Genomic DNA, 11,798 nt, shown 5'->3' on the forward strand with positions numbered 1-11,798 from the left:
AGCGGGCCCCACCGAAAAGTTCTTATCGCTCGGCCCACAACACCAGTACATCGGTGCTGAACGAGCCATCGGCCTCGATCTGGTAATACTGCCGTACTTCTTCGCCCATGGCTTGCTGCAATTGGCGTATCGCCACGCGCAACGGCTCGGGGGTGCGCATGCGCTCGACCCAGGTGTTCCACTCCAGGCGCAGTGCCTGGCGGGTGTGGCTGCGCACGTGCAGGCCGGCTTCGCTGACCTGGCGTTGCCATTCGGCGGCGGAATAGTCACGCACGTGGCTGGTGTCGCGCAGCACCTCGACGGTTTGCAGGTAGGTGTCGAGCAACGGGCTGCCTGGCGACATCACGTCGATGAACGCCGCCACGCCACCCGGCTTGAGCACTCGGCGCACTTCGCGCAGGGCCAGGCCCAGGTCGCTCCAGTGGTGGGCCGAGTAGCGGCTGAAGACGAAGTCGAACGAGGCATCGGCGAACGGCAGGCGTTCGGCGGCGCCGCGTTCGGTGGTGATATTGGCCAGGCCGCGCTCGGCGGCGGCGCTGGCGACCACGTCGAGCATGGACTGCGAGAGGTCGTAGGCGACCACTTCGGCAACCAGCGGGGCGACGTGGAAGCTGACATGACCGGCACCGCAACCCAGGTCCAGCACGCGGGCAGCGCCCTGCCCTGCCAGCTCGGCCTGCAGCAGGGCGAATTCACTGCCCTGGGCGTGCACGGCGCTGCTGAGGTAGGCGCTGGCCTGTTCGCCGAACTGGCGCTGGACCACGTCGGTGTGTTGGGTGCTGGTCATGGGTACATTCCTTTTGATTTTCATCACCTGTGCCGGCCTCTTCGCGGGGCAAGCCCGCTCCCACAGAGGCCAGCACTCACAACTACATCACTCAGGCATCACGGAACAACCAAGGCTGCCCGGCGCGGTGCTTGCCTTCGAAGGCCTTGATCGCATCGCTGTCCTGCAGGGTCAGGCCGATGTCGTCCAGGCCGTTGAGCAGGCAGTGCTTGCGGAATGCATCGATCTCGAAGTGCAGCACCTTGCCATCCGGGCGGGTCACCGCCTGCGCCTGCAGGTCGATGGTCAGCTGGTAGCCCGGGTTGGCTTCGACCTGCTTGAACAACTCGTCCACTTCTTCATCGCTGAGGATGATCGGCAGCAAGCCGTTCTTGAAGCTGTTGTTGAAGAAGATGTCGGCAAAGCTTGGCGCGATCACGCTGCGGAAGCCGTACTCGTCCAGCGCCCACGGGGCGTGCTCACGGCTGGAGCCGCAACCGAAGTTCTCCCGCGCCAGCAACACGCTGGCACCTTGGTAACGTTTGTGGTTAAGCACGAACTCTTCGTTGAGCGGGCGCTTGCTGTTGTCCTGGTAGGGCTGGCCAACGTCCAGGTAACGCCATTCGTCGAACAGGTTCGGACCAAAGCCGGTGCGCTTGATCGACTTCAAGAACTGCTTGGGGATGATCTGGTCGGTGTCGACGTTGGCTCGGTCCAACGGCGCGACGAGGCCAGTGTGCTGGGTAAAGGCTTTCATGCTGCGCTCCCTTGGATCAACTCGCGGACATCGATGAAGTGGCCGGCTACAGCAGCAGCGGCAGCCATGGCCGGGCTGACCAGGTGGGTACGGCCACCGGCGCCCTGACGGCCTTCGAAGTTGCGGTTGGAGGTGGACGCGCAGTGCTCGCCGCTCTCCAGGCGGTCCGGGTTCATCGCCAGGCACATCGAGCAGCCGGGTTCACGCCATTCGAAACCGGCTTCGAGGAAAATCTTGTCCAGGCCTTCACGCTCGGCCTGGGCCTTGACCAGGCCCGAACCCGGCACAACGATGGCTTGCTTGACGCTGGCGGCCACCTTGCGGCCCTTGGCGATTTCTGCCGCGGCACGCAGGTCTTCGATGCGCGAGTTGGTGCACGAGCCGATGAATACGCGGTCCAGCTTGATGTCGGTGATCGCCTGGTTGGCGGTCAGGCCCATGTACTTCAAGGCACGCTCGATCGAACCACGCTTGACCAGGTCGGCTTCGGCGGCCGGGTCCGGCACGCGCTGGTCGACGGCCAAGACCATTTCGGGCGAGGTGCCCCAGCTGACTTGCGGCTTGATCTGGCTGGCATCCAGCTCGACCACGGTATCGAACACGGCGTCGTCATCCGACACCAGGTCTTTCCACGACTCGACCGCTTGCTTCCACTGCTCGCCCTTCGGCGCATACGGGCGCCCTTCGACGTAGGCAACGGTGGTGGCGTCGGTGGCTACCAGGCCCACGCGGGCACCGGCCTCGATGGACATGTTGCAAATGGTCATGCGGCCTTCCATCGACAATTCGCGGATGGCGCTGCCGGCGAATTCCATGGCGTGGCCGTTGCCGCCAGCGGTGCCGATCTTGCCGATCACGGCCAGCACGATGTCCTTGGCGGTAACGCCGGCCGGCAATTGGCCTTCCACACGCACCAGCATGTTCTTCATCTTCTTGGCGACCAGGCACTGTGTGGCGAGCACGTGCTCGACTTCGGAAGTGCCGATGCCATGGGCCAGGGCACCGAAGGCGCCGTGGGTGGAGGTGTGCGAGTCACCGCAGACCACGGTCATGCCTGGCAAGGTGGCACCCTGCTCCGGGCTGATGACGTGGACGATGCCCTGGCGCTCGTCGTTCATCTTGAATTCGACGATGCCGTATTCGTCACAGTTCTCGTCGAGGGTCTGCACCTGCAGGCGCGACACCTGGTCGACGATGGCCTCGATACCGCCCTTGCGCTCTGGCGTGGTCGGCACGTTGTGGTCCGGGGTGGCGATATTGGTGTCGATGCGCCACGGTTTGCGGTTGGCCAGGCGCAGGCCTTCGAAGGCCTGGGGCGACGTCACTTCGTGGATGATGTGGCGGTCGATGTAGATCAAGGACGAGCCGTCATCACGGCGCTTGACCTCATGGGCTTCCCAGAGTTTGTCGTAGAGCGTTTTGCCAGCCATCAGACTGTTCCTCATCAGCGTCTTTCTATGCCAAAAACCCCTTGGCTTGTATGGACGATGCTATGGGGTTAGATTGAATAACTCAAATTCATAATTTTTATGCTTTGGATAACCCAAAGGAATACAACACCATGGACCTGGCCAACCTCAGCGCCTTTATTGCCATCGCCGAAACCGGCAGCTTCTCGGGGGCGGCCGAACGCCTGTTCCTGACCCAGCCGGCTATCAGCAAACGCATCGCGGGCCTTGAGCAGCAGTTGGACGTGCGCCTGTTCGACCGCCTGGGCCGCGAGGTGACCTTGACCGAGGCCGGGCGCGCCCTGCTGCCGCGGGCGTACCAGATCCTCAACGTCCTTGATGATACCCGCCGCGCACTGACCAACCTGAACGGGGCGGTGAGCGGTCGCCTGACCCTGGCCACCAGTCACCACATCGGCCTGCACCGCCTGCCGCCGTTGTTACGAGCGTTCACCCGCGAGTACCCGGCGGTGGCGCTGGATATTCAGTTCATGGATTCGGAACAGGCCTACGACGAGATTCTGCATGGCCGCGCCGAAATTGCCGTGATCACCCTGGCACCCGAGCCGCACCACCTGGTCAAGGCCGTGTCAGTGTGGGACGACGCCCTTGACTTCGTCGCCGCCCCCGAGCACCCGCTGGCCAGCAACCAGGCTGTCAGCCTGGCCGACGTGGCCCGCCACCCGGCGGTGTTCCCCGGTGGCAACACCTTTACCCACCATATTGTCCAGCGCCTGTTCGAAAGCCAGGGCCTGACGCCGAACATCGCCATGAGCACCAACTACCTGGAAACCATCAAGATGATGGTGTCGATCGGCCTGGCCTGGAGCGTATTGCCGCGCACCATGCTCGACGAACAGGTTGCACCCATCGCCTTGCCCGGCATACAGCTGTCGCGCCAGCTAGGCTACATTCTGCACACAGAGCGAACGCTGTCGAACGCGGCCAGGGCATTCATGGCCCTGCTCGACAGCCACGCAGGGTCCGCCTGACCGGCCGTCAGCCCGGCATTTCCACTTCATGGATGCGTCATAGCCAAAGGTCTGGTACCGATGCCCAAATCAGCAAACCGCTTTTTGCGCCTGCCGCGAATACCTGCGGCCGACCCCCAGGAGTCCGAACAGGCCTGGCAGAACGCCCCGCAGCTGCTGGCCGCGCTCAACGGCGCGCGCCTGGGCGCCTGGCTCTGGGATATCGAGAGTGGCCGGGTCAGCTGGTCGCGGGGCACCCAGGCCCTGTTCGGCTTCGACCCGCAGCGGCCACTGCCTGCCGATGTCGATTACCTCGACCTGCTGCCCGAGGAAGACCGCGCCCGCACGCGCCAGGTGTTCCAGGCCGTGTTCAACGGCGAACCGGTGGAACAGGCCATGCGCCACCGCATTCGCTGGCCGGACGGCAGCCTGCACTGGCTGGAGATCAACGGCAGCCTGACCCACGACCAGCACGGGCGGCCACAGATGATCGGGGTGATCCGTGAGATCACCCGCCAGCGCGAGCGGGAAACGGCGCTGATCAACTCGGAAAAGCGCTTCGCCACACTGTTTCACCTCAGCCCAAACGCCATTTTGCTCACCCGCCGCCACGACGGCATGATCTTCGAGGTCAACCAGCACTTCGAAGACATGTTTGGCTGGCCCGGCAGCCAAGTGATCGGCAAGACCAGCCTGGAGCTGGGCCTGTGGGTCAACCCCGAGCAGCGCCACCAGGTGATGGAGTCGACCCGCGCCAGCGGCGGCCCACTGATCCTGGAAGTGCAGTTCCGCGCCACCAGCGGCAAGGTTCACGACGGTATTTTGTGCACCCAGGGCATCGAACTGGAAGGCGTAACCTTCCTTATCAGCACCTTTGTCGACACCACCGAGCGCAAGCGCGCCGAGCAGGCCTTGAAGGACAGCCAGGAGCGTCTGGACCTGGCCCTGGACTCGGCGCAACTGGGCACCTGGGACTGGCACATTCCCAGCGGCATGCTTTACGGCTCGGCCCGCGCCGCACAGCTGCACGGCCTGCCGCCGATCCCCTTTCACGAATCGTTCGACGCGTTTTTCGAAGGCGTGCCCGAGCAAGAGCGCAACTCCATGCGACAGGCCTACCGCAGCCTGCGTGAAGGGCCTGCCGGCAACTACCAGATCACCTACCGGGTGCAGCTGGAAAACGGCATTTCGCGCTACATCGAAAGCCGCGCGCGACTGTACCGCGACGAACAGGGCAACCCGCTGCGCATGGCCGGCACCCTGCTCGACATCACCGACCAGGTGGAGCGCGAGCAGCGCCTGAGCGCTTCGGAAGAGAAATTCGCCAGCCTGTTCCAGGTCAGCCCCGACCCGATCTGCGTTACCCGCCAGGACACCGGCCAGTTCATCGAGATCAACCCGGCCTTCACCCAGACCTTCGGCTGGGGCAGCGACCAGGTACTTGGCCGCACAGCCGAGGAAATCGGCCTGTGGGCCGAATCCATCGAGCGCGCGCAACGCATCGAGCGGGTGATTCGCGAACAGGCCCTGAGCAACGTCGCCGTGGTGGTCAACCACCGCAACGGCGCGCCGCTGACCTGCGTGATTTCCAGCCGCCTGATCACTGTCGACGACCAGCCCTGCAGCGTCACCACCCTGCGCGACATCACCCAGCAGCAACGCGCCGAGGCCGCGCTCAAGTCCAGCGAAGAGAAGTTCGCCAAGGCTTTCCACTCCAGCCCCGACGCCATCACCATCACCGAGCGCCACAGCGGCCGCTACCTGGAAATCAACGACGGCTTCTGCCGCCTGACCGGGTACAGTGTCGCCGAAGTGGTCGGCCACACGGTGTACGAAATCGGCATCTGGGCCGACGACAAGCAACGCAGCGCGCTGCTGGCCGAACTGCGCGAGCGCGGTCGGGTGCACCACCGCGAGATGCTCGGGCGCAACAAGCGCGGCGACATCCTCACCGTGGAAGTATCGGTGGAGCCGATCACCCTCAACGAGGTGGAATGCCTGCTGCTCAATGCCCGCGACGTCAGCCAGTTGAAGAACGCCCAGGCGCAGATCCGCCACCTGGCCTATCACGACCCGCTGACCAACCTGCCCAACCGCGCCCTGCTGATGGACCGCCTGAGCCAGCAGATCGCCCTGCTCAAGCGCCACAACCTGCGTGGCGCCCTGTTGTTCCTCGACCTCGACCACTTCAAGCACATCAACGACTCGCTGGGCCACCCGGTGGGCGACACCGTGCTGAAAATCATCACCGCCCGCCTGGAAGCCAGCGTGCGCCTGGAGGACACCGTGGCACGCCTGGGTGGCGATGAGTTTGTGGTGCTGCTCAGCGGCCTGGAAGGCAGCCGCGAGCTGGTGGAAGAGAAAGTCCGCGAACTGGCCGACACCCTGCGCGAGTTGCTAGCCGAACCCATGTCGCTGGATGGCCAGCGCTTGCAGGTCACGCCGAGCATCGGCGTGGCGCTGATACCTGACCACGGTGCCACCCCCGCGGACCTGCTCAAGCGCGCCGATATTGCCCTGTATCGGGCCAAGGATTCCGGGCGCAACACCACACAGTTGTTCCACACCACCATGCAAAAGGCCGCCAGCGAGCGCCTGCGCATGGAAAACGACCTGCGCCTGGCCCTGGCCCGTGGCGAACTGGCGCTGCACTTCCAGCCGCAGGTGGATGCCCGCGACAACCGCATTGTCGGCGCCGAGGTGCTGCTGCGCTGGCACCACCCGCAACTGGGCCAGCAACCGCCGGCGCAATTCATCCAGGTACTGGAAGAAAGCGGCCTGATCCTTGAAGTTGGCAGCTGGATCCTTGACGAAGCCTGCGATGCCTGCGCGCGCATGCTGAGCGACGGGTTGATCGACGCCGACGATTTCAGCCTGTGCGTGAACATCAGCCCGCGGCAGTTCCGCCAGAACGACTTTGTCGGGCGGGTGCTGCGCAGCCTTGATGACTACCGCCTGCCGCGGCAGATGCTGAAGCTGGAGATTACCGAAGGCATCGTTATCCAGAACCTGGAAGACACCATCAGCAAGATGCGCGAACTGAAGCGTTACGGGGTAAGTTTTGCCATGGATGACTTTGGCACAGGCTATTCCTCGCTGACGTACCTCAAGCGCCTGCCGGTAGATGCGCTGAAGATCGACCAGACGTTCGTGCGCGATGCCCCGATCGACCCCAACGACGCGGAAATCGTCCGCGCCATTGTCGCCATGGCCCGCAGCCTGGACCTGGCGGTGATTGCCGAAGGGGTAGAGCTGACTGAACAGCTGGAGTTTCTGGAGCGGCTGGGGTGCCACTTGTACCAGGGGTACCTGCACAGCCGGCCGTTGCCGCTGCAGGCGTTTCGGCAGATGTTGCTGGAGGCGCCGGCGGATTACTGAAACTGACGCGGTCCTTGTAGGAGCGGCCTTGCGTCGCGATGGGCTGCGCAGCAGCCCCGGCAATCTGTGCTGGGGCTGAGATTTTGGGGCCGCTGCGCGCCCCATCCGACCGGTCCGGCGCTCCGGCAAGGCCGCTCCTACAGGGGGACCGTGTTTGATGGCCACAGACACAAAAAAGGGCACCCCGAGGGTGCCCTTCTTCACATCAACGCGATCAGTTCAGCGCTGGTTTGTCGCCATTGATCGGGATGCGCTTGGCCTTGGCTTCTTCAGGCACGATGCGCAGCAGGTCGATGCTGAGCAGGCCGTTGGCCAGGCCGGCGGCCTTGACCTCGATGTGGTCGGCCAGGCGGAACGACAGCTTGAAGGCGCGTTGCGCGATACCCTGGTGCAGGTAGGTCACTTCAGCGGCGCCATTGTCGCGCTTGCCACCGGTAACGGTCAGGACTCCTTTTTCGACCTGCAGGTCGAGATCCTCTTCCTGAAAACCGGCTGCAGCCACCACGATGCGGTAGTGGTCATCACCATGCTTTTCCACGTTGTAGGGCGGGTAGCTGCTACCGGCCTCGTTACGTGCCGCGGATTCGAACAGGTCGTTGAAACGGTCGAAACCAACGGAGTGGCGGAACAGTGGAGCAAGAGAGAAAGCGGTAGTCATGGTCATAAACTCCTGAGATTCAGCAAGTAAGTCATTACGCGACCCGACTTCGGCATCGCGTACTCAAGAGATATGGCCTAGGGAAATGCTTTCAAGGGGCGAGAATAAAAAATTTGGGTCATGTACTGGCTTTGATGGCCCTTTCGCGGGTGAACCCGCTCCTACATCGGTTGCGTAAGCGGCACATGCCTGTGTAGGAGCGGGTTCACCCGCGAAAGGGCCAGATCAGGCAACACAAGCCTCAAAGGAAACCGCATCAACCCCAAGCAACCGGCTGATCCGCGCACAATCATCCTCCCGGCGCAACTCGGCAAACAACACCACCGCCTCGGGATAACCGCGGGTCAGCATCGCCAGCCACTGTTTCAGCCGACCCGGCGCATAACGCGGCGACAGCTTGGCCTGGGCCTGGCGCCAGAACTCGCGCAGCAGCGGCAGCAGGTCCTCCCAGCTCATCGGCTGATACTCGCGGCCATCACGCGCCGCAGCAATCTGCAGGCCCAGGTCCGGGCGCGACACCAGCCCACGGCCGAGCATGATGTGTTCAGCGCCGCTGACCTCACGGCAGCGCCGCCAGTCATCCACGGTCCAGATCTCGCCATTGGCGAACACCGGCACCTTGACCACATCCTGCACCCGCGCCACCCACTCCCAATGCGCCGGCGGCTTGTAACCCTCGACTTTGGTGCGCGCATGCACCACCAGGTGCGCCGAACCGCCTTCGGCCAGTGACGTGGCACATTCCAGCGCACCCTCGGGGCTGTCGAAGCCCAGGCGCATCTTCGAGGTTACCGGGATATGCGCCGGCACCGCGCGGCGTACCTCACGCACGATGGCGTGCAGCAGTTCCGGCTCCTTGAGCAGCACCGCGCCACCGCGCGACTTGTTCACGGTCTTGGCCGGGCAACCAAAGTTCAGGTCGATCACCGGCGCACCCAACTCACAGGCCAGTGCCGCGTTTTCTGCCAGGCATACCGGGTCCGAGCCCAGCAGTTGCACGCGCATCGGCACCCCGGCAGCCGTCAGCGCGCCCTGGCGCAGTTCAGGCGCCAGCTTGTGGAACGAGGCAGGCGGCAACAGGCGGTCGCACACCCGAATGAACTCGGTGACGCACCAGTCGATACCGCCCACGCGGGTCAGCACGTCGCGCAGGATGTTGTCGACCAGCCCCTCCATGGGGGCCAGGGCAATTTGCATGTCGGGGTCTCGGCGGAAAAAGCCGGCAGTCTAGCAAAATTGCCGGTGTTTCAGGCGCCGATCAGCGCCGGGCCGTAACCATCGAGGAATTCTGCCGGCATGCGCCGCGGTTTGCCGCTGGACAGCTCGATGCAGGCAAAGGTGGTTTGCGCGCGCAGCAGGGTCACGCCGTCACGCGGGCGCCTGAGCTGGAAACGCCGGGTCATGCGCAGGCGCTGGTCCCAGTCGATGATCCAGGTGGCCAGTTGCAGTTCGTCGTCTTCGTAGGCGGCGGCCAGGTAGTCGATTTCGTGGCGCACCACGGCCATGGCCCGGTCCAGCCGACGGTACTCGGCCAGGTCCAGGCCCAGACGCTGGGAGTGGCGCCAGGCACAGCGCTCCAGCCAGGTGACGTAGACCGCGTTGTTGGCGTGGCCGAGGCCGTCGATGTCCTCGCTGCCGACGCGCAGGTCGATGACGAAGGGTGTTGCCAGGTCCCAGCTCATGTTCGCTTCCTTGGCACAAAAGGGGATTTAGCAGCGACCTGCGAGGCAATGTCCAGCCCTTGTGAGCCTGACACGGTCGGTGTAGGAGCGGCCTTGTGTCGCGATGGGCTGCGCAGCAGACCCGACAATCTGTGCCCAGGCTGAGATTTTGGGGCTGCTGCGCAGCCCATCGCGACACAAGGCCGCTCCTACACCGACCGCGTCAGGCCTGTAATCAGGCGCTTTGCCGCGCGGGCGCAGCAGCCCTGGCCAGTAATTCGAGCACGGCCTCACTCAACCGCGGGTCGGCCAGCACCCGCTGATGGCCGCCCTCTTCCAACACCATCAACCGGCTGTCGAACCAGGCCTTGTGAATAACCTGGGCCTCATCGGCCGGCACCAGTGCATCATCGGCGGCATGCACCACCAACCCCGGCAACTCCAACTGGTAACCGCTGACATCCAGCCGCGCAATCTGCATGCCCACATCGCGCTCCACCTGGCGAATGAACGCCGCCCGTGCCCGCGCCGGCATCCCCAGGCGATGGGCAAAACCACGCAGCACGCCCAGCAACCGCGCCGGGGCAGCTATGCTCACCGCCGCCTCCGTGCGCAGGCCCATCTGCAAGGCCAGCAACACACTGGCACCGCCCATCGAATGGCCAATCACCGCACGCAATGGCGGCAGTTCGGCCGCGGCCTCCAGCAGTGCCCGGGCAAACAGCACCACATGTGCCTGCTCACCCGGCGAACGGCCATGCGCCGGGCCTTCCAGCGAGACCACGGTGTGCCCCGCATGGACCAGGGTTTCGATCAAGGCCGCAAACTGGGTCGGGCGCCCTTCCCAACCGTGCATCAGCAACACAGTCGGCCCTTGGCCCCAGCGCAAGGCCGACAGGCCAAAACGCAGGGTGATGCGCTCGGCGCTGGCCAGCATGGGCAACTCCCACTGGCGCGGCGGCAGGTTGCGTGGGGTCATGAAAAAACGGCGCATCTTGCCCGCGACATGCTCGGGGGCCAGGCGGCCCAAGGTGCCATTGACACCGCGAATCCAGCTCAACGTGGTCATCGCCATGCTCCAGGTATTCATACCACCGCCGATTTGGCGGCGCGCAGAATACGGTCAGAAAGTTCGTTGCTACCCAAAGCACGCGCCAAGGCAATTCCACCGACCATCAGCGCCAGGTCAGCCAGCGCCTTGTCGGCATCTTCAGGGCGGTCAACCATGGCAGCGGTCATCAGTTCGATGTGCTCGGCCAGCACGTCACGGAATACCTCTGGCAGGCGCTGCATCTCGCCCAGCGAGTTGGGTAGCGGGCAGGCATGCACTTCGGCGTCACGGTGCTTGCGCGACAGGTAGAACGCGCCGACCAACGCACGTCGCTCAGCGCCATCAAGGTTCGGGTCGACTTGGGCAAGCAGCTCCCGACGCTCGCCCAGCAACTGGCGGAAGGCTTCGAGCATCAGTTCGTCCTTGCTGTCGAAGTGGGCATAGAAGCCGCCTACGGTCAGGCCTGCAGCTCCCATCACCTGGCTGACACTCGGCTCGGCCGGGCCATGCTGGATCAGCGCACTGCGCGCCGCCTGCAGGATGCGTTCGCGGGTTCTGCTCTTCTTGTCGCTCATAAGGCACTCGCCAAGCAAAAATATGATGATCGAAATATTATTCCTATCATATTTTTTGGCAAGCAGAATCTGCGTCCGTTGGTCGACGGCGGAGTTTTTTGAGGGGGTAGAAAAACAAAAGGCCCATTCAATAATCGAATGAGCCTTCAAAGTCCCGCAAAACGCGGGTAAAAATGGCGTCCCCTAGGGGACTCGAACCCCTGTTACCGCCGTGAAAGGGCGGTGTCCTAGGCCACTAGACGAAGGGGACGTAACCTTCGTGCCGATCCACTTACGCGAACCGCGGCAAAATTGGTGGAGCTAAGCGGGATCGAACCGCTGACCTCCTGCATGCCATGCAGGCGCTCTCCCAGCTGAGCTATAGCCCCGAAACAAAAGGCTCATCAATAATCGACGAGCCTTTTTAAGCCCTGCAAAACGCAGGAAAAAGTGGCGTCCCCTAGGGGACTCGAACCCCTGTTACCGCCGTGAAAGGGCGGTGTCCTAGGCCACTAGACGAAGGGGACGTAACCTTCGTGCCGATCCACTTACGC

Annotated in this window: 10 protein-coding genes and 3 tRNA genes; 2 read left to right on the forward strand and 11 right to left on the reverse strand. The window is 63.8% G+C overall.

What is annotated here, in order from left to right:
* Positions 1-22: 22 nt before the first annotated feature.
* The 3 genes from ACIP02_RS15800 to leuC all read right to left on the reverse strand — a co-directional run bounded on the left by ACIP02_RS15800 (position 23) and on the right by leuC (position 2,953).
* Positions 23-787, reverse strand: a complete 765-nt coding sequence (locus ACIP02_RS15800) for a class I SAM-dependent methyltransferase (RefSeq protein WP_400617722.1) — start codon at positions 785-787, stop codon at positions 23-25.
* A 91-nt stretch (positions 788-878) separates the two neighbouring features.
* Entirely contained in the window at positions 879-1,523 is a 645-nt protein-coding gene (gene leuD / locus ACIP02_RS15805; protein ID WP_400617724.1) for a 3-isopropylmalate dehydratase small subunit, read from the reverse strand.
* The gene (leuC, locus tag ACIP02_RS15810; protein WP_266033001.1) at positions 1,520-2,953 is read right to left on the reverse strand and encodes a 3-isopropylmalate dehydratase large subunit; all 1,434 of its coding nucleotides are present in this window, start codon (positions 2,951-2,953) and stop codon (positions 1,520-1,522) included. Before leuC ends, leuD begins: the two co-directional genes overlap by 4 nt.
* 131 nt (positions 2,954-3,084) lie before the next feature.
* Between leuC and ACIP02_RS15815 the strand changes: the two genes are divergently transcribed.
* Positions 3,085-3,963: a LysR family transcriptional regulator gene (locus ACIP02_RS15815; RefSeq protein WP_400617726.1), complete on the forward strand. Its 879-nt coding sequence runs from the start codon at positions 3,085-3,087 to the stop codon at positions 3,961-3,963.
* 60 nt (positions 3,964-4,023) lie between these two features.
* Positions 4,024-7,320, forward strand: coding sequence for a PAS domain S-box protein (locus tag ACIP02_RS15820; RefSeq protein ID WP_400617727.1), 3,297 nt, complete (start codon positions 4,024-4,026; stop codon positions 7,318-7,320).
* Positions 7,321-7,534: 214 nt separating this feature from the next.
* Here the strand turns inward: ACIP02_RS15820 and ACIP02_RS15825 are convergent, their stop codons facing one another.
* The 8 genes from ACIP02_RS15825 to ACIP02_RS15860 form a co-directional block, all read right to left on the reverse strand.
* Positions 7,535-7,978: an Hsp20 family protein gene (locus ACIP02_RS15825; protein ID WP_084785084.1), complete on the reverse strand. Its 444-nt coding sequence runs from the start codon at positions 7,976-7,978 to the stop codon at positions 7,535-7,537.
* A gap of 225 nt (positions 7,979-8,203) precedes the next feature.
* Positions 8,204-9,175, reverse strand: a complete 972-nt coding sequence (locus ACIP02_RS15830; RefSeq protein WP_400617729.1) for a tRNA dihydrouridine synthase — start codon at positions 9,173-9,175, stop codon at positions 8,204-8,206.
* Between the two features lie 50 nt (positions 9,176-9,225).
* Positions 9,226-9,660, reverse strand: coding sequence for an acyl-CoA thioesterase (locus ACIP02_RS15835; protein WP_400617731.1), 435 nt, complete (start codon positions 9,658-9,660; stop codon positions 9,226-9,228).
* 214 nt (positions 9,661-9,874) lie between these two features.
* The gene (locus tag ACIP02_RS15840; protein WP_400617733.1) at positions 9,875-10,708 is read right to left on the reverse strand and encodes an alpha/beta hydrolase; all 834 of its coding nucleotides are present in this window, start codon (positions 10,706-10,708) and stop codon (positions 9,875-9,877) included.
* A gap of 17 nt (positions 10,709-10,725) precedes the next feature.
* Positions 10,726-11,265, reverse strand: a complete 540-nt coding sequence (locus ACIP02_RS15845) for a TetR/AcrR family transcriptional regulator (RefSeq protein WP_400617735.1) — start codon at positions 11,263-11,265, stop codon at positions 10,726-10,728.
* Positions 11,266-11,439: 174 nt separating this feature from the next.
* Positions 11,440-11,515 (reverse strand) — tRNA-Glu (locus tag ACIP02_RS15850).
* Positions 11,516-11,557: 42 nt separating this feature from the next.
* Positions 11,558-11,633 (reverse strand) — tRNA-Ala (locus tag ACIP02_RS15855).
* A gap of 62 nt (positions 11,634-11,695) precedes the next feature.
* Positions 11,696-11,771: transfer RNA gene (locus tag ACIP02_RS15860), tRNA-Glu, on the reverse strand.
* Positions 11,772-11,798 lie beyond the last annotated feature (27 nt).

Source organism: Pseudomonas sp. NPDC089408 (genome assembly GCF_044749445.1).
Classification (GTDB): Bacteria; Pseudomonadota; Gammaproteobacteria; order Pseudomonadales; family Pseudomonadaceae; genus Aquipseudomonas.